The organism is Stenotrophomonas sp. IS26 (assembly GCF_054188265.1).
Window position 1 is genome coordinate 56,730 of the sequence record NZ_JBSZJV010000016.1, and the last position, 25,642, is coordinate 82,371.

The 25,642-nt window shown below is 68.4% G+C and carries 10 protein-coding genes; 8 read left to right on the top strand and 2 right to left on the bottom strand.

Features of this window, described 5'->3' with window-relative positions:
- Window positions 1-40: 40 nt before the first annotated feature.
- The 3 genes from ACW6W5_RS13875 (at window position 41) to ACW6W5_RS13885 (ending at window position 3,789) form a co-directional block, all read left to right on the top strand.
- Window positions 41-1,036 (top strand): YheT family hydrolase, encoded by a 996-nt coding sequence (locus ACW6W5_RS13875; protein ID WP_183073831.1) that lies wholly within the window; start codon window positions 41-43, stop codon window positions 1,034-1,036.
- Between the two features lie 61 nt (window positions 1,037-1,097).
- A complete protein-coding gene (locus ACW6W5_RS13880) occupies window positions 1,098-3,167 on the top strand; it encodes a tetratricopeptide repeat protein (protein ID WP_152153829.1) in 2,070 nt (689 codons plus the stop codon).
- A 10-nt stretch (window positions 3,168-3,177) separates the two neighbouring features.
- Complete coding sequence (locus ACW6W5_RS13885; protein ID WP_121043995.1) at window positions 3,178-3,789, top strand: YbhB/YbcL family Raf kinase inhibitor-like protein; 612 nt, start codon at window positions 3,178-3,180, stop codon at window positions 3,787-3,789.
- A 135-nt stretch (window positions 3,790-3,924) separates the two neighbouring features.
- Here ACW6W5_RS13885 and ACW6W5_RS13890 read toward each other — a convergent pair whose 3' ends face one another.
- Together ACW6W5_RS13890 and ACW6W5_RS13895 are read right to left on the bottom strand one after the other, a co-directional pair.
- A complete protein-coding gene (locus tag ACW6W5_RS13890) occupies window positions 3,925-4,749 on the bottom strand; it encodes an META and DUF4377 domain-containing protein (RefSeq protein ID WP_152153827.1) in 825 nt (274 codons plus the stop codon).
- Between the two features lie 71 nt (window positions 4,750-4,820).
- The gene (locus tag ACW6W5_RS13895; RefSeq protein WP_121044001.1) at window positions 4,821-5,615 is read right to left on the bottom strand and encodes an undecaprenyl-diphosphate phosphatase; all 795 of its coding nucleotides are present in this window, start codon (window positions 5,613-5,615) and stop codon (window positions 4,821-4,823) included.
- Between the two features lie 277 nt (window positions 5,616-5,892).
- On the opposite strand from ACW6W5_RS13895, the gene glnA reads away from it, so the two are divergent.
- The 5 genes from glnA to ACW6W5_RS13920 form a co-directional block, all read left to right on the top strand.
- Entirely contained in the window at window positions 5,893-7,302 is a 1,410-nt protein-coding gene (gene glnA, locus ACW6W5_RS13900; protein WP_121044004.1) for a type I glutamate--ammonia ligase, read from the top strand.
- Window positions 7,303-7,615: 313 nt separating this feature from the next.
- Entirely contained in the window at window positions 7,616-7,954 is a 339-nt protein-coding gene (locus ACW6W5_RS13905) for a P-II family nitrogen regulator (RefSeq protein WP_019184907.1), read from the top strand.
- 18 nt (window positions 7,955-7,972) lie between these two features.
- Window positions 7,973-9,403 carry an ammonium transporter gene (locus ACW6W5_RS13910; protein ID WP_152153825.1) on the top strand — a complete coding sequence of 477 codons (1,431 nt, stop codon included), beginning with the start codon at window positions 7,973-7,975 and terminating at the stop codon, window positions 9,401-9,403.
- Between the two features lie 327 nt (window positions 9,404-9,730).
- Window positions 9,731-11,389: a ShlB/FhaC/HecB family hemolysin secretion/activation protein gene (locus tag ACW6W5_RS13915; RefSeq protein ID WP_193222851.1), complete on the top strand. Its 1,659-nt coding sequence runs from the start codon at window positions 9,731-9,733 to the stop codon at window positions 11,387-11,389.
- 69 nt (window positions 11,390-11,458) lie between these two features.
- On the top strand, window positions 11,459-25,642 hold a 14,184-nt coding region (locus ACW6W5_RS13920), incomplete at its 3' end, for a hemagglutinin repeat-containing protein (protein ID WP_152153821.1).

A 25,642-nucleotide genomic window follows, 5' to 3' on the forward strand; every position in this document is an offset into this window, starting at 1 on the left:
ACACGCCAGCGTCGCGGCCGGGAGCAGGCTCGCGCCCATGTTGACTGCTGCCGACTATCATCCCCCGCGTTGGCTGCGCAATCCGCACCTGCAGTCGATGCTCAGCTCCAGCCGGATGCGCATGCAGCGCGGCCTTGCACTGCTTGCGGCCACCGGCGCGCACACCGACGAACTCATTCTCGATGGCGGCGAAGGCGTCCGCCTGCAGGGCTGGCATAGCTATATCCAGGGGCGCCAGCCGATCGGCATGGCGTTGCTGCTGCATGGCTGGGAAGGCAGTGCCGAATCCAGCTACATGCGCATGACCGCCGCGCGGCTGCTGGAAGAGGGCTACGACGTGGTGCGGCTGAACTTCCGCGACCACGGCAACACCCACCATCTCAACCCCGGCATCTTCCACTCCAACCGCATCGATGAAGTGGTGCAGGCTGCCGGGGATATCGCCCGGCGCTGGCCCGAGCTGCCCCTGGTCGCGGCCGGCTATTCGCTGGGCGGCAACTTCGTGCTCCGCCTGGCACTGCGTGCGCCCTCGGCCGGCGTGCCGCTGCGCCGCGTGGCCTCGGTCTGCCCGGTGCTGGACCCGGCGATCACGATGGAAAGCATCGAGAACGGCCCGGCAATGTACGACTGGTACTTCCGGCGTAAATGGGCTGGCTCGCTGCGCCGCAAGCGCGATCTGTTTCCCGAGCTGAGCGACTGGGACGACCGTGTGCTCAAGCTGGACATCCGCGCGCTGACCGCCTGGCTGGTCGAGCACCACACCGAGTTCGGCTCGCTGCAGGCCTACTTCGATGGCTACTCCATCGCGGGTGATCGCCTGGCCGGGTTGCAGGTGCCGGCCGACATCCTGATGGCCCAGGACGATCCGGTGATCCCGTTCGCCACCTTCAACGGCTGGCGCCTGCCGGCCCATGCCCACCTGGAAATCGCCCCCTGGGGCGGCCACTGCGGCTTCCTGGAGAACTGGCGCGGCGATGGCTTCTCCGAGCGCTGGGTAGCCCAGCGGTTGCGGATCGAGGCCAATACGCCCGCCTGACCGGGCGTTCTGGCCGTCCGGCCCCGCTACAATCGGGGTTTGCCCTCGAGTTCGGACCGTCATGCAAGACCAGATTCTCCAAGCCCTGCGCCGCAATGCGGTGGACGATGCCGTGCAGCTGGCGCGCGAATGGACCACGGCCGAGCCGGAGCAGCCGCAGGCGCACCGCTGGTTGTCGCTGTCGCTGCAGCAGCAGGGCCAGTTCGATGACGCACTGGCCAGCCTGCAGCAGGCGCTGACGCTGGCGCCGGACAATTCCGACCTGCATCTGCAGCAGGCAGGCCTGCTGCTGGCCCTGCGCCAGTTCGATGCGGCCGGCTCGGCGCTGGACCGCACGGCCGAACTCAACCCCAATGAACTGTCCGCGTACGTGATGCAGGCGCATCTGGCGCTGGCCCGCAACGACGTGGATGAAGCCGATCGACTGACCCGGCTGGCGCTGCGCGTGGACGACGATCATCCGGAACTGGCCGCGCTGTCGGGCATGGTCGCGCTGCGCCGTGGCGAGGTGGATCGCGCGCTGGCCCAGCTCTCGGCAGCCAGCCAGGCGCTGCCCGATGACGCGCGTGTGTTGTATGCGCTCGGCTTCGCCTACCTTGGCAAAGACATGTTGGCCTTCGCCGAACAGGCCTTCCGCCGTGTGCTTGCCCTGAATCCGGCGACCACCGCCCTGCAGGGGCTGGTGGTCCAGCTCGCGCTGCGCCAAGGCAACCTGGAAAGCGCGTCGGACATGATGCACCAGGTGCTGGCTGCGCCCGGTGGCGACACCCCGGCCATGCGCCGTCTGGCCGGGGAGCTCGAACTGCAGGCCGGTCAGCCGTTGCAGGCGCTTGAGCACCTGTTGCCGGTGCTGGCGCAGTGGCCGTCCGATCGCCACACGCTGCAGATGCTGCTGATGGCCTGGCAGCGCCTGGGCCGCGAACAGCAGGCACGGGAGACGCTGGATGCGGCCTTGGCTGATCACCCGGCCATCCATGATCTGTGGATGGCGCGCCTCACGGTCGAGCCCGTGGGGGGCCCGGAAGCGGTCGCCATCGGCGAGCGCTGGCTGCAGGCCATGCCCGAGCATCTGCCGGCGCTGGAGACGCGCCTGCGCCTGCACGACATGAACAACGAAGAAGACGCGGCCGAAGCCGTGGCCGAGCGCATCGTCGCGCTGGAGCCGGGCCGGGCATCGGGCGAAGTGCGACTGGTCGATGGCCTGCTCGCACGCGACCCGGCCGCCGCCATTGCGCGCGTGCAGGCGCTGCATGACAACGCACCTGAAGAAGCGAAGGCCGGGCTGCGCGCGTGGCTGGGGTCCGTCCAGGACCGTGCCGGCCAGTACCACGATGCGCTGCGGACGTGGGTGGACCTGCATGCGGCCGAGGCACCCCAGCGCCTGCCGCTGCCGCCGCAGGCCAAAGCCCCGCTGAGCTGGCCGGAGCTGGCGCCGGTGGCTGAGGACAATGCCGTCGCCCCGCTGTTCATCTGGGGGGCACCGGGCGCCGGGGTGGAGCGGGTGGTCGCCGCGATGGCAGCCGCCAGCCCGGTGATGCGCGGTGACCGTTTCGGGCCCACGCCGCCCAATGATCCCTTCCAGCGCTACCACACGCTGCAGGAACTCTCGACCGGCAAGCTCACCCCGGAAGCGCTGGTGGAGCAATGGCGCAGTCAGTTGCCGGCCCGAGGCATCGCCGACGGCGCGGTGATCGACTGGCTGCTGTGGTGGGACAACGCACTGCTGTGGGCGCTGCGCCCGCAGCTGCCGGAGGGCCGCCTGATCATCGTGCTGCGTGACCCGCGCGACATGCTGCTGGAGTGGATCGCCTTCAGCGCCCCGGCACCGCTCGCGGTGACCTCGGTGCACGAAGCGGCCGAATGGCTGGCGCGTTCGCTGGCCCAGGTTGCCACCCTGCACGAGCAGAACCTGTACCCGCACGCGCTGTTGAAGATCGACGACATCGGCAACGATCCGCAGGCGATGGCCGAGTACCTCGGCGCCCAGTTCGGCATGCGTTTCCCGCCGGCACCCACGCTTGGCCCGGCCCGCATGGCCCCGGGCCACTGGCGCGATTACCGCGATGAAATGGGCCCGGCCTTCGCGCTGCTGACCTCGGTCGCAGTGCGCCTGGGCTACCCGGAAGCGTGAGGAGACCGGTATGCATCTGAGCAGTGACAGCATCACCAACGGCCAGCCGATCGCCGCCACGTTCGCGGCCGGCACTGCCGAGGGCTTCGCGCCCAACCGCAACCCGCAGCTGGCCTGGCACGACGTGCCGGCCGGTACCCGTTCGTTCGCGCTGTTGTGCATCGACCCGGATGTGCCGACCGTGCCGGAGACGGTCGGCCGCCAGGATCGCACGGTGCCACGCGATCAGCCGCGTGCGCACTTCGCGCACTGGGCGATGGCCGATATCCCTGCCGACGTGCGCGAGCTCGCCGCGGGCAGCTGCAGCGATGGATTCACCGTGGGGGGCAAGACCCAGCCGGCGGGCCCGGCAGGCAGCCGTCAGGGCCTGAACGATTTCACCGGCTGGTTTGCCGGCACTCCGGACATGGCCGGCCAGTACCTGGGTTATGACGGCCCCTACCCGCCGTTCAACGACGAGCGCGTGCACCGCTATTTCTTCCGTGTGTTCGCGCTGGACGTGGCGCAGCTGGCGCTGCCCACGCCGTTCACCGCCGCGGATGTGCTGCATGCGATGCACGGGCACGTGCTGGCCGAAGCCTCGCTGCATGGCACCTACACGTTGAATCCGGCGCTGGCCTGAGGTGAGGTGCCGACCATGGGTCGGCGCGCGCCCCGGTAGATTCCGACCTCTGACCGGTACGACGTGATCGGGAACCGGGCATTGCCCGGCACGACATGATGAAGAAGGGCGGCCCGTGGCCGCCCTTCTGCTTTCCTATTTCTTCTCGTTCGCGGACTCGACCACCATGTCCAGCACGTAGGTGTTGGACGAGGCATCGGCCGGCGGGTTGGCGATCGTGTAACGCTTCACGCGCACCACGTTGCGCACGCCGTCTTCGTGGGTGTAGCCCTCGATGACGTCGTAGAAGTTCTGCCACTCCCCCGGCTCGCCCTGCTTGATGCCGTTGGCGTCGTAGCGGATCTCGCGGGTCTGCAGGCACTGCTTGTCGCGGATCATCGGGTGCGGGCACGGCTTGGTCTGCGCGGCCACTTCCAGGAACACCGTTTCGCCTTCGCCGCCGTAGCGGGTTTCCGCGGTCGGCTCCGGGGTGAACACCAGCACATCGCCCTTGGTGGTGCGCAGGGTCAGCTGGCCGGCATCGCCCAGTTCGGTCTTGAGCGCGCCTTCCAGGCGGCTGCTGACGGCCTGGTCCAGCGCCATCAGGTTCTTGTCCGTGCAGGCCATCATGGTCGAGGCCATCGGCGAGAGGGTCAGCGAACCATCGGCCAGCGTGTAGCCGCCGCCCATGCGGTTGCAGGTGTTGCTGATCGCGATGCGGTCATCCTTGAAATCCAGCGTGACCGGCGTGTCGGCGCGGGCGAACAGCGCATCGATGCGCTTGCCGCTGGCATCGGTGGCCGAATCCAGGCGCCAATGGCTGCCCTGAAGGCGCTGCATGTCCAGACGGGCCACGGCGGCCTGGTCGGCGGCGGCGGTCGGTGCCGGGGCGAGGTCATCGCGGCCGGCCGGGGCGGTGGAGGGGTTGCTGCAGGCGGCCATCAGGGCCAGCGGCAGCATCAGCATCAGGGTGCGTTTCATGTACATCTCCTTGGGAACCTGGGGAAAAACGCCGGCGCATCCACAACGGGGTTGTGCCGGCGCCGGGCCGTTCAGTTGCCAGCCGGCAACCAGAGCAGCAATGCCGCGCCCAGCGCGATGCGGTAAACCGCGAACGCCGTGAACCGGTGCGACTTGATGTAGCCCAGCAACCACTTCACTACGATGAAGCCGGTGACGACCGCGGCAAGGAAGGCCACGCCCACATCGGTCCAGTTCTCGCTGGCAAGCTTGCCGTCCTTGGCCAGTTCCAGGAAGGCATAGCCGCTGGCGGCGAACATGGTCGGGATGCCCACCAGGAACACGAACTCGGTGGCCTTCGCGCGGCGGCTCAGGCCGAACAGCATCGCGATGAAGATCGCCGCCGCCGAACGCGAGGTGCCCGGGAACACACCGGCCACCACCTGCGCCACGCCCACCAGGATGGCGACCTTCCAGGTCACCTCATCGCGCTCGGGCAGGCGCGCGGTGTAGGCCTCCACCAGGAGCATCCAGAGGCCACCGATGATCAGCGCCCAGGCCACCGGGGTGACCGTCTCCGGCAGCTCCCAGCCGGCCAGGCGGACCGGCAGGCCCACCACGGCGGTCACCAGGAAGGCAGTCCCCAGCTTGAGCACGTAATCGCGGTTGGCGCGTTCATGCAGGCCGGTGGCCAGGGTCCACAGCCGCTGCCGGAACACCAGCGTGATCGCCAGGATCGCGCCGGCCTGGATGATGATGTTGAAGAAGTCTGAGCGTGCGCCCAGCCAGTGCTGGGCGATCAGCAGGTGGCCGGTGCTGGAGATCGGCAGGAATTCGGTGAGGCCTTCAAGAATGCCCAGAAGGAGGGCGGAGAGCAGGTCGGACATCGGCGGTACTGGAGCTCGCGCAGGGGTGGAATCGGGCAGCGGCGACAGCCGGACGCTGTGGCCAACGTCGCCTGTCGACGGCCCGTGGGCGTAAAGCATAGTGCATCCCGCATCGCACCAAAGGTGTGCATGGTGCAGCGTTTGCACTGCTTTGGTGCGTTCGCGCACGCGCCGCGAGGCGCGCCCGCCCAGTGAAATCAAGGATTTGTGAACGCGGAAAAGTTGGCACGGGGTTTGCTGTATCTACATACGCAATCACCCATCTGAGGTTTCACCGATGTCCGTGGAAAATGTTGAGAAGCTGATCAAGGACAACCAGATCGAGTTCATCGACCTGCGTTTCGTCGATATGCGTGGTATCGAGCAGCACGTCACCTTCCCGGTCAGCATCGTGGAGCCGTCGCTGTTTGAAGAAGGCAAGATGTTCGATGGCAGTTCGATCGCCGGCTGGAAGGGCATCAACGAGTCGGACATGGTGCTGCTGCCGGATCCGTCCAGCGCCTACATCGATCCGTTCTACGCCGACCCGACCCTGGTCATCAGCTGCGACATCCTCGATCCGGCCACCATGCAGCCGTACGGCCGCTGCCCGCGCGGCATCGCCAAGCGTGCCGAGGCCTACCTGAAGTCCTCCGGCATCGCCGAGCAGGCCTTCTTCGGCCCGGAGCCGGAGTTCTTCATCTTCGATTCGGTCCGCTTCGCCAACGACATGGGCCACACCTTCTTCAAGATCGATTCCGAAGAAGCGGCCTGGAGCACCGGTGACAAGTACGATGGCGCCAACAGCGGCTACCGTCCTGCCGTGAAGGGCGGCTACTTCCCGGTCCCGCCGACCGATTCGCTGCACGACCTGCGTGCGGAAATGTGCAAGACGCTGGAACAGGTCGGCATCGAAGTGGAAGTGCAGCATCATGAAGTGGCCACTGCCGGCCAGTGCGAGATCGGCACCAAGTTCAGCACCCTGGTGCAGAAGGCCGATGAACTGCTGCGCATGAAGCACGTCATCAAGAACGTCGCCCACCGCAACGGCAAGACCGCCACCTTCATGCCCAAGCCGCTGGTCGGCGACAACGGCAGCGGCATGCACGTGCACCAGTCGCTCTCCAAGGGCGGCACCAACCTGTTCTCCGGTGACGGCTACGGCGGCCTGAGCCAGCTGGCGCTGTGGTACATCGGCGGCATCTTCAAGCACGCCAAGGCGATCAATGCCTTCGCCAACTCCGGCACCAACAGCTACAAGCGCCTGGTGCCGGGCTTTGAAGCCCCGGTGATGCTGGCCTACTCGGCCCGCAACCGCTCCGCCTCGTGCCGCATTCCGTGGGTGTCCAACCCGAAGGCGCGCCGCATCGAAATGCGCTTCCCCGATCCGATCCAGTCCGGCTACCTGACCTTCACCGTGCTGATGATGGCCGGCCTGGACGGCATCAAGAACCAGATCGACCCGGGCGCCCCGAGCGACAAGGATCTGTACGACCTGCCGCCGGAAGAAGAGAAGCTGATCCCGCAGGTCTGCTCCTCGCTGGACCAGGCCCTGGAAGCGCTGGACAAGGACCGCGAGTTCCTCAAGGCCGGTGGCGTGATGAGCGACGACTTCATCGATGGCTACATCGCGCTGAAGATGCAGGAAGTCACCAAGTTCCGCGCGGCGACCCATCCGCTTGAGTACCAGATGTACTACGCGAACTGAGCAACAGGTGACGATGACGAAGGATTTCCCTCCCACCCTTCGTCATCGTCGCCGCCTTGGCGGCTGGGGAGCCGGCAAAGCACGTCGTAGAGCGGACCGTTGGTCCGCTGCACCACCAGGGGCAAGAGAGACCGGACGCGTCATGGGCCCTTCCTCCCTCCCGCGTCACCGCTGGCGTCGCCCTTCGGGCGTCGGCATCGGCGTGGCCCATGCAACGTTCGGCGCAACGACCGGCGGCCATGTGCAAGTGGCCGCCGGTTGACCTGACATCGGCCCCACGCGGGCCGGTTCCATCCACCATCGGGATATGCGCATGAAATTGATCTCCGCCATCATCCGGCCGTTCAAGCTCGACGAGGTCCGCGAGGCCCTCTCCGACGCTGGCGTGTCGGGCATCACCGTGACCGAAGTCAAAGGCTTCGGGCGCCAGAAGGGCCACACCGAGTTGTATCGCGGCGCGGAGTACGTCGTGGATTTCCTGCCGAAGATCAAGATCGAGACCGTCGTGACCGACGATCGCCTGGAGGCCGTGGTCGAGGCCATCCAGACCGCAGCCGGCACCGGCAAGATCGGCGACGGCAAGATCTTTGTCACCGCGGTCGAACAGGTCGTCCGCATCCGCACCGGCGAAATCGGCGCTGACGCGCTCTAACCCCACTCGGAGCCCACAATGAAGACCTCTTTGTTCACCGGGTGGCAAGCCCGGTTCCATGCCGTGTGCCTGATGATGTTGCTCAGCGCGTTGGCCGTTGGTGCCTTCTCCAGCAGCGCGCACGCCCAGGCGCAGGTCACGCCGGTACCCTCGGAGACGGTCGCGGTCGAGCCGCTGCCGGCCACGCCCGGGGCCACCGCCGCGCCGGTTGCAGAAGCGTCCGCCGCCACGTTCGATCACGGCGATGTCGCCTGGATGCTCACCTCCACCCTGCTGGTGCTGCTGATGGTGGTGCCGGGCCTGGCCCTGTTCTACGGCGGCCTGGTCCGCTCCAAGAACGTGCTGTCCATCCTCAGCCAGATCCTGGTGGTGTTCTCGCTGGTGCTGATGCTGTGGGTGGCCTATGGCTACAGCGCGGTGTTCAGTGAAGGCAACGCCTTCTTCGGCTCGTTCACCCAGTTCGCCTTCCTCAAGGGCTTCGGCCCGGACACCGTCGGCAACACGCCGATCGCCGGCCTGCCGGATTATCTGTTCGTCGCCTTCCAGTCGACCTTCGCCGGCATCACCACCGCCCTGATCGTCGGTGCGTTCGCCGAGCGCATCAAGTTCAAGGCCGTGCTGCTGTTCTCGGCCCTGTGGTTCACCCTGAGCTACATCCCGATGGCGCACATCGTGTGGGGCGGCGGCTATCTCGGTGAGATGGGCGCGATCGATTTCGCCGGTGGCACCGTGGTCCACATCAATGCCGGCGTGGCTGGCCTGGTGGGCGCGTACTTCGTCGGCAAGCGCATCGGCTACGGCCAGACCGCACTGAAGCCGCACAACGTGCCGTTCACCTACATCGGCGCGATGCTGCTGTGGGTGGGCTGGTTCGGCTTCAACGCCGGCTCGGCCGCCGCCGCCGACACCGTCGCCTCGCTGGCCTTCATCAACACCATCCTCGCCACCGCTGCTGCGGTGCTGGGCTGGACCCTGGTCGAAGCAGTCAGCAAGGGCAAGCCGTCCGCGCTGGGCGCTGCCTCCGGCGCCGTGGCCGGCCTGGTCGGCATCACCCCGGCCTGCGGCACCGTGGGCCCGCTGGGCGCGATCGTGATCGGCCTGGTCGCCGGCGTGGTCTGCGTCTGGGGCGTCACCGGTCTCAAGCGCCTGCTCAAGGTCGATGACACCGCCGACGTGTTCGGTGTGCACGGCATCGGCGGCATCGTCGGGGCACTGCTCACCGGTGTGTTCAGTGCGCAATCGCTGGGCGGCACCAAGGCCGATCTGGACATCGGCCACCAGGTCTGGGTGCAGCTGGTCAGCGTCGGCTTCACCATCGTCTGGTGTGCCGTGGCCACCGTGCTGATCCTGCTGGTGGTGCGCATGGTGTTCGGCCTGCGCGTCACCGAAGAAGCCGAGCGCACCGGCCTGGACGTCACCTCGCACGGCGAATCGGCCTACGAGGCCTGAGCCGCGCGATGCCGCATTAGAAACGAGAGAGAGCTGCTTCACCTTCGCCGGCGGCCTTCGGGTCGCCGGCTTTTTTGTGGGCGGCCCATAAGCCCACATGCCCTGACCGGCGTCACGCTTTCACACGCGCGTTTTCACACACGATCCGACCAACGGTCATTTCCAACCCTGTTTCCGGCGGCCCGATTGGCTTACAGTGCGCGCGCCAGCGGCCATCGCGTCGGCTGGCCCGGATTCTTTCCAAGGAAGAGCGTAATCGTGCAACAGGGACGTAATGAACGCAGCCGTGCGCTGCGCTGGCGACTGACTGTGGGTGTTGCAGTGGCCATGGGCTGCCTGCCGGCCGCCGTGTGCGCGCAGGTTGCCCCACCGGATCAGGAACTGCTGCGCCAGCAGGAACGCGAGCGGGCCCTGCGTGAACAGCAGGAGACCACACCGGACGTGCGCCTCCAGGCCGCGCCGGAAGAGGCGGTGGGTCGCCTGCCGGCTGCCGAATCGCCGTGCTTCCCGATCCAGCGCATCGTGCTGGAGGGGGAGCTGGCCGATCGCTTCCGCTGGTCACTGCGCGCGGCTGATCCGAGCGACGATCCGGCCACCGGCCGTTGCCTGGGCACCGGCGGCGTGGACATCGTGATCAAGCGCATGCAGAACGCGATCATCGCGCGGGGCTATGTGACCACCCGCATCCTGGCCGCACCGCAGGACCTGAAGACCGGCACGCTGACCCTCACCGTGGTGCCGGGTCGCATCAACGCCGTCCGCTTCGCCAGCGAGGAAGGGCGTACGCCCGCCCTGTGGAATGCGTTGGCGGTGGGCCCGGGCGATGTGCTCAACCTGCGCGATATCGAACAGGCGCTGGAGAACCTGCAGCGCGTGCCGACCGCCGCAGTCGACATCCAGATCGCCCCACCGAAGGAGGGCGCACAGGACAAGCCCGGTGAAAGCGACCTGGTCATCAGCTGGGCGCAGCGCACACCGGTGCGCGTGAGCCTGACCCTGGATGACGCCGGCAGCCAGTCCACCGGCAAGCTTCAGGCCGGCGCCACGCTGTCGCTGGACAACTTGGCCGGGCTGAGCGACCTGTTTTACTTCAATGCGGGCAAATCCGTGTTCAACGGCAGCGACCGCGGCACCGACAGCTGGTCCACGCACTACAGCGTGCCGCTGGGTGGGTGGCTGCTGGGTGCCAACGCCAGCGAATACGACTACCAGCAGACCGTGGCCGGTGCCTACGAGAGCTATGAGTACAGCGGCTCCAGCCGCAATGCCGAGCTGCGCCTGACCCGCATGCTGTTCCGCAATGCGCATGCCAAGACCAGCATGCATGCGCGCGGCTGGTACCGCGAATCGGACAACTTCATCGACGACACCGAGATCCTCGTGCAGCGCCGGCGCATGGCCGGGTGGGAGCTGGGGATGGCGCACCGCCACTTCATCGGCAAGGCCACGCTGGATGCGAACCTGGCCTACCGCCGCGGCACCGGGGCGTTCAACGCGCTGCAGGCACCAGAAGAGGGCTTTGGCGAAGGCACCGCGCGCGGCAAGGTGGTGACCGCCGATGCGCAGCTCACCGTGCCGATGCAATGGGGCCGCCAGGCACTGCGCTACACCGGCAGCTGGCGCGCGCAGTGGAACCGTTCGCGGCTGGTGCCGCAGGACCGCTTCTCCATCGGCGGCCGCTACACCGTGCGCGGCTTCGACGGGGAGCTCTCGCTCACCGGTGAGCGCGGCTGGCTGCTGCGCAATGAGCTGGCCGTCGCCATGGGCGGCGGTGTCGAAAGCTTCGTGGCCGTGGACCATGGCCAGGTGGGCGGCCCCTCGACCGAGTGGCTGCTCGGCGACCGCCTCACCGGCATGGCGCTGGGCCTGCGTGGCGGCTCGCGACACGTGCAATGGGAAGGCTTCGTCGGCAGCCCGCTGCACAAGCCCGATGGCTTCCAGACCGCCTACACCACGTTTGGCATGAACCTCGGCGTCTCGTTCTGACGCCAGCTGTACGGCCCTGCGCGCCGCTGCGGCGCGCGACCCCACACCGCATTGAAAGGAAGCAACGCCGTGAATCGAGTCTATCGCCTGGTTTTCAACCGTACCCTGGGTGTCATGCAGGTCGCCTCCGAACTGGTGACCGCACCCCGCGGGGGCTGCGATGCGCGCGGCGGCAACACGATGGCCACGCTGCGGCCGATGAGCTTCGCGCTGTGGCTGGTGCTCGGCTGGGTGGGCCTGGTGCAGCCGCTGTCGGCGCAGCAGGTGCCCGATGCCGGCCGCATCATCGCCGACCCCGGCGCACCGGCCCAGCAGCGGCCCACGGTGGTGACCTCGGCCAACGGCACGCCGCAGGTCAACATCACCACGCCCAGCGCGGCCGGTGTCTCGCGCAACCAGTACCAGCAGCTCGATGTCGGCCGCCAGGGCGTCATCCTCAACAATTCGCGCACGGACGTGCAGACGCAGATCGGTGGCTGGGTGCAGGGCAATCCCTGGCTGGCCACCGGCACCGCGCGCGTCATCCTCAATGAGGTCAACGGCAGCAACCCCAGCCATCTCAACGGGTATGTCGAAGTGGCCGGGGCCCGGGCCCAGGTGGTCATCGCCAACCCGGCCGGCATCCAGATCGATGGCGCCGGCTTCCTCAATGCGAGCCGGGTCACCCTGACCACCGGCACGCCCATCCTCAACAACGGCGCGCTGGAAGGCTACCGGGTCCAGGGCGGCGCGATCCGCGTGTCCGGTGCGGGCCTGGATGCCAGCCTGACCGACTACACCGACATCATCACCCGCTCGCTGCAGGTCAACGCCGGTATCTGGGCCAACCAGCTGCAGGCCAGCCTGGGCACCAACGTGGTCAGTGCCGACCACAGCAGCGTGACCGCCCAGGTCCCCACCGGCGGTGCGCCGGCCTTCGCGCTGGATGTCGGCGCGCTCGGGGGCATGTATGCCAACCGCATCTGGCTGGTCGGCAACGAGCATGGCGTCGGCATGAGCAACGCCGGCAAGATCGGCGCGCAGGCCGGCGAACTGGTGGTCACCGCCGATGGCCGGCTGGAGAACACCGGTGCGCTGCACGCGCAGCAGGACACCCGGATCACCGCCGCCGGCGGCGTGGCCAATGCGGGCACGCTCAGCGCCGAGCGCGAACTGCGCGTGCAGACGCCCGCCGATCTGGACAACAGCGGCGGCACCCTCAATGCCCGCCGCATCGAGGTGAACGCCGATGCGCTGCGCAACCGCGGCGGCAGTATCGAGCAGGTGGGCAGCCAGACGCTGCAGTTGAGCGGCGCGGACATCAGCAACGAGCAGGGCCGGATCGGCACGGTGGCCAGCACCTCGCCGGGGCAGGAAACCGGCGGCGGCACTACCGGACAGCCCGGCAGCGGCGGTACGCCCGGCACCGGCACGCCCACGCCGGGCCAGGGCGGCACCGGCGGTACCACGCCGCCCACGCCCACCGCCCCGCTGGCGGCAGGCACGCTCAACATCGCCACCTCGCTGGACAACGACGGCGGTGCCATCGATGCCACCGGCATCCTCCAGCTGAGCGCCCGCAACAGCCTGGACAACAGCCGTGGCACGCTGGGGGTACAGACCCTGCAGGTGCAGGGCGAAGCGCTGCGCAATGTCGACGGCCGGCTGGAGGTGCAGGGAGCGGCCTCGGCCCAGGTGCAGACGCTGGACAACAGCGGCGGCCACCTGGCGCTGGCGCAGACCTTCCAGCTGCAGGCACAGTCGCTGTTCAACCGCGGCGGCACCCTCGCGCACGGTGGCAGCGCGGCCACCACCTGGTCCATCGGCACGCTGGACAACAGCGACGGCAGCCTGGCCAGCAACGCCACCACCTTCGGCCTGGACCTGGGCCATCTGATCAACACCCGCGGCAGCCTCAGCCATGCGGGCAGCCACGGGCTGCAGCTGCGCGCTGATCGCCTGGACGGTGTGCAGGGCACCATCGCCACCGCCGGCGACATCGCCCTGCAGCTGGGCAGTGCCGACCACCGCAAGGCGCAGTTGATCGCCAACCAGGTGAGCCTGACCGCCGGCGACGTCGACAACCGCGGCGGGCGGGTGCTGTCCACCGGGCAGCGGGCCAGCACGCTCACCGTGCAGGGCACGCTGGACAACGGCGATGGCGGCACCCTGGCCAGCAATGGCGATCTGCAGATCACCGCAGCGCAGTTGGGCAATGCCGGCGGCACCGTGCAGCAGGCCGGCACCGGCAGCCTGCGTATCGATGCGGTCAACCTGCAGGGCCAGGGCGGCACCGTGCTCAGCAATGGCAGCCTGGTGGTACAGGGCGACACCACCAACCTGCGCGATGGCACCACCTCCGCGCAGCGCATCGTGATCACCACCGGCGATCTGATCACTGCCGGTGGCACGCTCACCTCGGCCGGCACCGAGGTACTGGACCTGCAGGTGGGCCGCACCCTGGACAACACCGGGGGCACGCTGGGCAGCAACGGCGCGCTGGCCATCGACAGCACCACCTTGATCAACACCGGCGGCAAGCTGATCGCCGCGGGCACCGGGCAGACCACGCTGCACGCCAGCGAGGCCCTGCACAACCAGGGCGGCACGCTCTCCAGCAATGGCGACCTGCGCATTGATGCCGGCCGTCTGCTCAATGGCGGCGGCAGCATCGATCATGCCGGCAACGGCGCGCTGCAGATCACCACGGCCACCCTGAGCGGCGGCGAAGGCAACATCGCCAGCAACGGCCTGCTGCAGTTGCAGGCGCAGACAGTGGACCTGCACAAGGCCACGACCCGCGGCCGCGAGGTCGACATCCGTGCCGGCGCGCTGGACAACACCGGCGGCACCCTGCTCTCGCTGGGCGAGCAGGCCATGCAGCTGCGCATCCGTGGCAGCCTGGTCAATGACGGCGGCACCCTGACCGCCAACGGCGCGCAGCAGATCGAGGCGGGCGCGCTGTCCAACCGGGCCGGCGCGCTGAACGCGGCCGGCACCGCCGATACCCGCCTGATCGTGGCCGGCACGCTGGACAACACCGGTGGCACCGTGGCCAGCAATGCAGGCGCACTGCAGCTGCAGGCAGGTGCCCTGGTCAATGCCGATGGCACGATCAGCCATGCCGGTCAGAACGGGCTGTCCATCACCACCGGCCGGCTGGACGGTCAGCGTGGCCGCATCGGCACCGCCGGTGCGCTGGAGCTCAGCGCCGGAGCCGTCGACCATCGCGGCGCGTCCGTGGCCGCCGAGCAGCTGGACATCACCGCGCAGTCGCTGGACAACCGCGGTGGCAGCATCATCGCCACCGGCACCGCCGTCAACACGCTGCAGGTCACCGGCACGCTGGACAACGGCGATGGCGGCACCCTGGCCAGCAATGGCGATCTATCCATCAGCGCCAACACCCTCGGCAACGCCGGCGGCACGATCCAGCAGGCCGGCACCGGCACCCTGGCCATCAAGGTGGACACGCTCAACGGCCACGCCGGCACGCTGCTCAGCAACGGCGCGCTCGACCTGCAGGGCGACACGCTGGATCTGCGCAATGGCACCACCTCGGCACAGCAGATCCGCATCGACAGCGAGCGCCTGATCACCGCCGGTGGTCAGCTCAGCGCACTGGGCACCCAGGCACTGCAGGTGCAGGCACGCACCCTGCTGGACAACAGTGGCGGCACCCTCGGCAGCAACGGCGCGGTGGACATCAACGCCGGCCGCTTCATCAATGACCACGGCAAGCTCATCGCCGCTGGCGAGGCCGCCTCGCAGGTGCGCGTGGCCCAGCTGCTGGACAATACCGGCGGCGCGATCTCCGGCAATGGCGATCTGCGGATCGAGGCCGAGGTGCTGCGCAATGCCGATGGCACCCTGGTCGCGGCCGATGCGCTGCACCTGCAGGGCGAAACGCTGGACCTGCGCGATGGTGCAGTGGGCGCCACGCAGATCACCGTGCAGGCCGGCAGCCTGGACAACACCGGTGGCACGCTCAGCGCCACCGGCACGGCGGACATGCACCTGCAGGTGCGCGAGCAGCTGACCAACGATACCGGCACGATCGCCGCCAACGGTGCCCAGCGCATCGAGGCCGGCGCGCTGTCCAACCGGGGTGGCACGTTGAGCTCGGCTGGCACCGGCAACAGCCAGATCCACGTGACCGGTCAGCTGGACAACAGCAAGGGCGTGATCGCCAGCAACGCCGCTGCACTGGAGGTGGCATCGGGCAGCCTGCGCAACATCGACGGCACCCTCAGCCATGCCGGCACCCAGGGGCTGACCCTGAGCACCGGGCAGTTGCTGGGCCAGGACGGCCACATCGTCACCGCCGGCGGCCTCACGCTCACCGCGGGCGAGGTGGACCACCGCGGCGCGACCCTGCAGGCCACGCAGATCGCGCTGGCGGCACAGGCGTTCGACAACCGCGGCGGGCAACTCGTGGCCACGGGCACCCAGGCCAACCACATCGACGTGGCCGGCGCCCTGGACAACGGTGACGACGGCCTGATCGCCAGCAATGGCGACCTGACCCTCAACGCAGCCCTGCTCGGCAATGCCGGCGGTACCGTGCAGCAGGCCGGCAATGGCCTGCTGGCGATCAACGCCGCCACCCTCAACGGTGCGGGCGGCACCCTGCTCAGCAACGGCACGCTGCACGTGCAGGGCGACACCACCGACCTGCGCGCTGGCACCACCTCGGCCCAGCGCATCCGCATCGACACCGGCGATCTCACCACTGCTGGCGGCACGCTCACCGCCACCAGCACCGATGCACTGGTACTGCAGGCCCGCGACCGGCTGGACAACACCGGCGGCACCGTGGCGACCAATGGTGCGCTGGGTCTGCGCGCCTCCACGCTGCTCAACACCGGTGGCAACCTGCAGGCCGCAGGGACCGCCGCGAGCCAGCTGAGCATCGGCCAGGCGCTGCAGAACCGCGGTGGCAAGATCCTCACCAGCGGCGATCTCGACGTCACCGCGGCCAGCCTGGACAACCAGGGCGGCACGGTCCACAGCACCACCGACCTGAGCGTGGGCGTGGATGGCCTGCTGGACAACAGCAACACCGGCCTGATCGCCAGTGGCGGCGATGCGCAGCTGCGCGCGGGCACGCTGGACAACCGCAGCGGCAGCATCGAACAGGCCGGCGAGGGCCAGCTGCAGATCGATACCGGCACGCTGCAGGGCGCCGGTGGCCGCATCATCAGCAACGGCGCGTTGACCCTGCAGGGCGAAGCACTGGATATCCGCGGTGGTACCACCGCAGCACGCCAGGTCACGGTGACCGCCGGCCGCCTGGACAACGCCGGTGGCACGCTCAGCAGCACCGGCGAGCAGACCATGGTCCTGCAGGTGCGCGACGCGTTGGGCAACGATGGCGGCACCATCGCCGCCAACGGTGCGCAGCAGATCAACACCGGTACGCTGTCCAACGTTGCCGGTACGCTGAGTTCGGCCGGGACCGCAGATACCCACATCGAGGTGGTCGGCCAGTTCGACAACACCCGCGGCACGTTGGCCAGCAACGGCGGCGCCCTGACGGTGCAGACCGGCAGCCTGGTCAATGACACCGGCCGCATCCACCATGCGGGCCAGAATGGCCTCACCCTGCAGACCGGCAGCCTGCAGGGCCAGAAGGGCAGCATCGCCACCGCCGGCACACTGACCCTGCGCGCGGACGCGATCGATCACCGCGACGCCACCCTCAGCGCCGGCCAGCTGGACATCATTGCGACCGCCCTCGACAACCGCGGCGGCACCGTGCTCTCCACCGGCACCCAGGCCAACACGGTGCGGGTGGATGGCACGTTGGACAACGGCGACGACGGTACCCTGGCCAGCAATGGCGACCTGCAGATCACCGCGGCCACCCTCGGCAACGCCGGCGGCACCGTGCAGCAGGCCGGCACCGGCACGCTGAGCATCACCGCCGCGACCCTCAATGGCCACGGCGGTACGCTGGTCAGCAATGGCGCGCTGGCGCTCAGCGGCGACACCACCGATCTGCGCAACGGCACCACCTCGGCGCAGCAGATCCGCATCGACACCGGTGACCTGACCACCGCCGGCGGCAACCTCGTCGCCACCGGCACGGGGCCGCTGGCGCTGAACGTGCGCAACCGCCTGGACAACACCGGCGGCACCTTGGCCAGCAATGGCACGGTGGATCTGCGCGCGGCCACCCTCATCAACAACCAGGGCACGCTGCAGGCGGCTGGCGCGGGCAGCAACCAGCTGCAGCTTGGCCAGGCGCTGGAGAATCGCGGCGGGCGCATTCTCGCCACCGGCGCGACCGTCATCGGTGCGGCCAGCGTAGACAACCGCGGCGGTACCCTGCAGACCGGCGGGGCGTTGACCATCGGCGTGGACGGGCGGCTGGACAACAGCGGCCAGGGTGTCATCGCCAGCGGCGGCGATGCGCACCTCACCGCCGCCACCCTGGACAACCAGACCGGCAGCATCGAGCACGCCGGTGAAGGCACGCTCGCCATCGAGGTGACCGACCTGCACGGTGCGGGTGGCCGCATCGTCGGCAACGGGGCACTGCAACTGAAGGGCGATACGCTCGATCTCAGTGGCGCCACCACCGGCGCGCGTCAGGTCACGGTGACCGCGGGCAGCCTGGACACCAGCAAGGGCACGCTCACCTCCACTGGCACGCAGGCCATGACCCTGCAGGTGGACAGGGCGCTCACCAACAACGGCGGCACCATCGCCGCCAATGGCGCCCAGCAGATCACGGCCGGTTCGCTGTCCAATATCGACGGCACGCTGAGCGCGGCCGGCGCCGGCGATACCCGCATCAACGTGCTCGGCACGTTCGACAACACCCGCGGCGATGTGGCCAGCAATGGCCGCCAGCTGCAGATCGATGCCGCGCGCCTGATCAATGAGGAAGGCACCCTCAGCCACGGCGGCACCCAGTCGCTGACCCTGACGGTCGGCCAGCTCGACGGCGCGAAGGGCACCATCGTCAGCGCAGGCGCACTGGCGCTGCAGGCCGGTGCGGTGGACCACCGCGGTGCCACCCTCAACGCAACCCAGCTGACCGTCCAGGCCGAGTCCTTCAACAACCAGGGCGGCACCGTGCTGGCCACGGGCGGGCAGGCCAGCAGCCTGGACGTCAGCGGCGTGCTCGACAATGGCAACGGCGGCACGTTGGCCAGCAATGGCGACCTGCAGATCACCGCGGCCACCCTCGGCAATGCCGGCGGCACCGTGCAGCAGGCGGGCACCGGCACGCTGGCGATCAACGCTCACACCCTCAACGGCCAAGGCGGCAAGCTGCTCAGCAATGGCAGCCTGGCGCTGATCGGTGAGAACACCGACCTGCGCGATGGCACTACCGCCGCGCAGCGCATCCGTATCGAGACCGGGGAACTGGTCACCGCAGGCGGCACGCTCACCGCCACCGGCACCGACGTGCTGGCGCTGAACGTGCGCGGCCGGCTGGACAACACCGCCGGCACCCTCGCCAGCAATGGCACGCTGGATCTGCGCGCCGCGCAGCTGCTCAACAACCAGGGCACCGTGCAGGCGGCCGGGGCGGGGAGCAATCAGCTGTCCCTCGGCGGTGCACTGGAGAACCGCAGCGGTCGCATCCTGACCACCGGCAACGCCACGGTCACCGCGGCCAGCGTGGACAACCGCGGTGGCACCCTGCACAGCGATGGCAGCTCCACCCTGACGGTCACCGTCGATGGCCTGCTCGACAACAGCGCGCAGGGTACGGTGTCGTCGGGTGGCAACGCGCACATCACCACGCAGTCCCTCAACAATGAAGCGGGCACCCTGGCCGCCGGCGCCGCATTGCAGCTCGAGTCGGCCACGCAGGTACGCAACACCGCCGGCCTGATCCAGGCCGGTACCGATCTGCGCGCGACCAGCAACGGCATCGACAACCACAGCGGCCGGATCATCGCCGGCACGGTGGATCTGGATACGCGCGGCTACACCCTGGATAACCGCGCAGGCACCGTGGCCAGCCTCACCGGCGGCGCCGCGCTGCGCACCGGCCTGCTGGACAACAGTGGTGGGCTGCTGCAGTCCGCCGGCAACCTGCACATCAACACGGCCGGCCAGGCGCTGATCAATGCGAACGCCAACGGCAACGGCATCAACAGCAGCGGTACGCTGGAGATCCACAGCGGTGCGTTCGACAACCGCGCCGGTGCGGTATTCGGCCAGGGCGCGATCACCGTCAATGCCAGCAGCGTCGACAACACCGCCGGCGGCGCGCTGGTGGGCGCAACCGACCTGACCCTGCGTGCGCAATCGGTGGCCAACGCCGGCGGCAAGATCACGGTGGGTCGCAATGCGGACATCGTCCTGCCCGGCGCGCTGGACAACCGCGGGGGCCTGGTGGCCGCCGGTGGCACGCTCGCCCTGCAGGCGGGCAACATCGATAACCGATACACCCTGAGTGCGCCCACTGGCCCGGCACTGGGCTTGCAGGGCAAGCACCTGCAGCTGGGCACCGGCAGCCTGGACAACCAGCAGGGCCAGATCCTGGCCGACACCCTGGTGGTGCAGGTGGCCGGGCAGCTGAACAACACCGGCGGCCAGATATCCGCGTCTGAAACCTCTGACATCCGCGCCGACAGCATCGCCAACGCCGGCGGTTCCCTGGTGGCCGGCAGCAACCAGATCGTGCGCACGCGTGAGATCACCGGTGACGGCAAGCTGCTCTCGCAAGGTGACATGACCCTGGAGCTGGGCCAGAGCCACACCAACACCGGCGAACTCGCCGCCAACGGCACGCTCACCCTCGCCATCCAGGGCAACCTGGACAACCTGGGCAAGCTGCAGGGCGCCGGGGTGAACATCAGCGCCGGCAACATCCACAACGCCGCTTCCGGCGAGATCAGCAGCGTCGGCCTGACCCGGCTGGTGGCCAGCGGTGAGCTGCTCAACCGCGGCCTGTTGGACGGGCGCATCACCCACATCGACGCCGGCACGCTGAACAACATCGGCACCGGCCGCATCTACGGCGACCACATCGCCATCCAGGCCGGCACCATCAACAACCTGGCCGAAAACGTGGGCGGCGCCCAGCGTTCGGCCACCATCGCCGCACGCCAGCGTCTGGACCTCGGCGTGGGCGTGCTGAACAACCGCGGCCAAAGCCTCATCTTCAGCGATGGCGATGCGGCCATCGGCGGGGCGCTCAACGGGCTGACGGCCGTGGGCAGCGCGCAGCGCATCGACAACCTCAGCTCCACCATCGAGATCGCCGGCAACCTGGACATGTCCGCGCTGGCGGTGAACAACATCCGCGAAAACGTGGTGGTGCAGCAGCAGACCATCCAGCATGGGCCGGTCACGCTCACCCAGCCGGGTTGGTTCAAGAACGGCAACAACACCGCCGGGAATCTGCGCGACACCTCCAACTTCCAGCCCTACGAGGTCTATTACCTCAATCCGGCCGACATCCTGGAAGACACCGCGTACATCACGCCCGACGGCCAGCAGATCCGCCGCGCGGTGGTCCGGCTGACGGCCAGCACCAGCGCCTACTACTTCGCGCGCGGTGGCCTGGACGGCGAGCGCGGCGAGCGCTCGCGCCTGCCCGCGCAGGATGGCACGGTGGTCATCTACTACGTCAGCCGTGCGGACAGCCGCAACAATCCGGACCAGCTGGGCGCCGGGGCCGAAGATCCGTTCCGCGATCTCTCCTTGATGCCGCCGGGAAACCGGCAGTTCCGTTACGACTCGGACACCCTGGCCTACAACAACGCCTACGGCACCTGCACCACCACCTGCGTGCAGTTGATCACCTACCCGGACTACGACAATCCGGAGGCGATGCTGATCAACATGCAGCGCCACACCAGCAACACCAGTGGCAACGAGAAGACCCGCGTCGCCACCCGTACCACCACCGAAGACGTGGTGGTCTCCGCCGGTGCCGATGCGGTGATCAATGCCGGTGGCCACATGCGCATCGCCACCGATGCATTGCGCAACGAGTACGCCAGCATCGCCGCCGGTGGCAACCTGGCCGTGGTCGGGTTGAACGTGGGTGAATCCTCGATCATCAACACCGCCAAGACGCTGTTCCGCACACATAGCTTCAGCAATGTCTCCATCACCTATGGCGGCTCGCGCAGCCAGTGGAATGCCGCGCCGATCTCCGAGCAGCTCGGCGTGCTCGGTGCGGGCATCACCGCCGGCGGCAAGCTGAGCATCGATGTCGGCAACCTGCGCAACGAGAACACCGGCCGTGACGCGCCGAACGTGCGCGATGGCGACAGCATGGCCAACCTCAACACTGGTGGGCCGGGCGCAGGCTCGGTCGGCCCGGGCGCAGGCGCGGTGCAGGGACCAGGGCAGAGCAGCGGCCAGGGCGCCGGCCCGGTGAACGCACAGGGGCCGACGGCGGCCGGCGCGGCGCACGGTCAAACCGGCAGTGCGGCACAGGGGCCGGGGCACGCCGGTGGCCATATCGCCGATGGCGCGCACGCCCAAGGACCGTCTGCGGCCGGTGCCGCACAGGGCGCGGCAGGCCAGGGCCTGCAGGGTGCCGACCGTACCAGCGGCCAGCTGGCCGATGCCGCCAACGCGCAGGGGCCAAGCCAGGTCGGCTCGGCGGGCCCGGGCACGGGCACCGTGCAGGACATCGTGGCCGGGCAGGCAGCACAGGCCACGGCCACCGGCCCGGGGGCCGTGCAGGCCGGTAGCCACGCCGGCAGCGGTGGCAATGCCGCACTGGCCAACAAGCAGGCCGTCGCCGCCGCCGGCAATGACCCGCACGTGGTGGTCACCACCACGCCCAATGCCAGTGCACCCAGCGCCAGCCTGTTCAACGTGGATGCCAACCGCGGCAGCTACCTTGTGGAAACCGACCCGCGCTTTGCCAGCTACCGCAGCTGGCTCAGCTCGGACTACCTGCTGCAGCGCGCCGGCTATGAGCCCTCGCAGACGCAGAAGCGCCTGGGTGACGGTTTCTACGAACAGAAGCTGGTGCGCGAACAGATCGGCGAACTCACCGGCCGCCGCTTCCTCGATGGCCATGCCAGCGACGAAGACCAGTACCGCGCGCTGCTGGAGGCCGGTGCCACCGTCGCCAGTGCGTGGGGCCTGCGCCCCGGCGTGGCGCTGACCGCCGAGCAGATGGCCCGTCTCACCAGCGACATCGTCTGGCTGGTGGAGCAGGACGTCACCCTGGCCGACGGCACCACCGTGCGCGCGCTGGTGCCGCAGGTGTACCTGCGGGTGATGCCGGGCGATCTGGATACCAACGGCGCGCTGCTGGCCGGTGCCGACATCGACATCAAGTTGCGCGGCGACCTGGTCAACAGCGGCGCCATCGCCGGGCGCCAGCTGGTGAGCATCGATGCCGGCAACATCCGCAACGTCAGCGGTGGGCAGATCAGCGGCCAGCAGGTCGGCCTGCAGGCCACCCACGACATCGACATCATCGGCAGCACGGTCACCGCCACCGATGCACTGGGGCTCAAGGCCGGTGGCAACATCACCGTGGCCTCGACCACGCGCGAGTGGCGCGACAACGGCGACCTGCTGGTGCAGCAGACCACCACGCTGGACCGCGTAGCCGGGCTGTACGTGACCAACAAGGACGGCGCCGGCGTGCTCAGCGTCAACGCCGGTGGCAACGTGGAGCTGCGGGCCGCACAGCTGGCCAACGCCGGTACCGACGGCCTGACCGCGATCGTGGCCGGTGGCGACCTCAGCCTCACCTCGGTGGCCGAGCAGAGCAGCGTTTCGCTCACCCATGACGCCCGCAACTTCAACAGTCAGAGCCAGTCGATCAACATCGGCACCACCATCCGCGGTGCCGGCGATGTGGTGCTCAAGGCCGGCAACGATCTGAACCTGACCGCCGCCAACGTCTCGGCCGCCAATGCACTGGTGGCCCAGGCAGGGCGCGATATCAACAGCGTTGCCGTGGTGGACACGCGCACCTTCGACAGCGGTGCCAAGAGCAAGAACGGCTCGCGCGAAGTCAGTGCCGCCGATGGCTGGGTGCTGGGCAACCAGCTCAGCGGTGGCGAAGGCGTTGCCCTGCAGGCCGGCCGCGACCTCACTCTGCAGGCCACCACGGTGGACAGCAGCGACGGCGGCGTGCTGCTCTCGGCCGGGCGCAACCTGGCGCTGACCACCGCGCAGGAAACCCACGATCTGGTGGTGGACGAAACCACCCGCAAGAAGAAGACGCTGTCCAGCACCACCACCACTACCCATGACCAGAGCTCGGCCAGCTATGCGGTGGGCAGCACCATCGGTGGCAAGACGGTGGACATGATCGCCGGCAACGATGTGACCATCACCGGCTCCACCGTGCTTGCGGACAACGACCTGCGCATCGCCGCGGCCAACAACATCACCATCGAATCGGCGCAGGACACCTACAGCGAGGCCAGCAGCTTCAGCCAGAAGAAATCCGGCATCACCGGCGGCTTCGGCAACGGCGTGGCGTCGGTGGGGTACAGCAGCTCGCGCAGCAACAATGACAGCGCCACCCAGTCCACCACCCAGGTGGCCTCGGCCGTGGGCTCGATGGACGGCAACGTGCTGATCAATGCCGGCAACCAGCTGACCATCGCCGCCTCCGATGTCGCCGCCGGCAACAACCTCACCCTGGCCGGCAAGGACATCAACCTGATCGCGCGGCAGGACACGCTGGAGACGCAGAGCAGCGCCTCCAGCAAATCCAGTGGCCTCTCGGTGGGGGTGACCTACGATCCCACCAAGGCCTACCGCAGCGCCCGCGATTCCACCACCGACGGCATGGCCGACAGTGGCTCCACCATGGGCAAGATCACCCGCAATGCCGAAGGCGCCGCCTCCGGCCTGCGGGCGGCCACCACCTCCACGGTGATCACCGCGGGCAGCCAGCGCTCCAACAGCAACGAGAGTCACTCCAGCAGTGATGCACGGGTAAGCCAGCTCAGTGCGGGCGGCGACCTCACCCTGATCGCCAACGGCGGCTCGATCTACAGCCAGGGCGCGCAGATGGCGGCCGAGGGCGATGCCCTGCTGCTGGCCACCAAGGACATCGTGTTCGATGTCGCCCACAACACCGAATCCAGCACCAGCCAGAGCAGCGGCAAGGGCTGGGGCATCGCCAACAACACCAGTGGCCTGCCGTTCGGCACCAACAATTCGCGCAGTGAAGGCAGCGGCAGCAGCGACACCATCACCGGTACCCAGCTGTCGGTGGGCGGTGGGGTGCGCATGGCGACCAGTGAGGGGGATATCCGTCTCACAGCCGCCAACATCGTGGCCGAGAAGGACGTGAACATCCACGCCGCGGGCGACCTGACCATCCGCAGTGGCCAGGACACGGTGGGCAACACCAACACCTCGCAGAGCAAGGCGATCGGCACGGTGCAGATCTCCGACACCGAGAAGTTCTCCGGCTGGCACCGTCAGGAGCATGACGATGACAGTGCGCAGGTATCGCAGGTGGCCAGCAATATCGGCAGCCTGGGCGGCAACGTCAACCTGAGCGCCGGCGGCACCTACAGCCAGATTGCCAGCAACGTGGTGTCGGCCAAGGACATCAACATCACCGCCGCGCAGATCGAACTGCTCACCGCCGACGAGGTCGGGCACTCCTCGCAGCGCGATGACGATCTGAAGATCGGCGTGTTCGCGCGGGTGAAGTCGCCCTTCATCGACCTCATCAACAACGTGGATGCGGCCAGACAGTCCGACGGTCGCCTGTCGTCCATGCAGAACATGGCAGCGGCCGCCAATGCGTACCAGGCGGCCAGCGCGATCGCCAACGCGACCGGTGCCGGTGGCAGCGGTGCATTGTTCAATGCCGAAGCCGGTATCGGCTTCAAGACCGCCAACAGCAGTGCGGACAGCAGCAGCGTGGTCTCGCAGGGCTCCACGCTTCAGGCAGGTGGCAACCTCAACCTGACCAGCACCAGCGGTGACATCCATGTGGTGCAGGGCAACCTGAGCGCGGGCAACACGGTGAGCCTGGATTCGGCGCGCGACATCCTGCTGGAAGCCGGTAAAGCGCAGCTTGCCGACCGCAGCAAGAGCAGCAATGCGGGTGCTGAAGTGGGCGTGGGTGTCGCGGTAGGCGCGCAGACCGGCGTGTACGTGTACGCCGAAGCGAGCGTGGGCAGCAGCAAGTCCAACGCGAACAGCACCACCTGGCAGAACGCCACCCTCACCGGCCAGAACATCTCGCTCAAGGCCGAGGGTGACACCACCTTGCGCGGTGCCACCGCGACGGCCGACCGCATCGATGTAAAGACCGGCGGCACGCTGACCATCGAGTCACTGCTGGACGTGGCG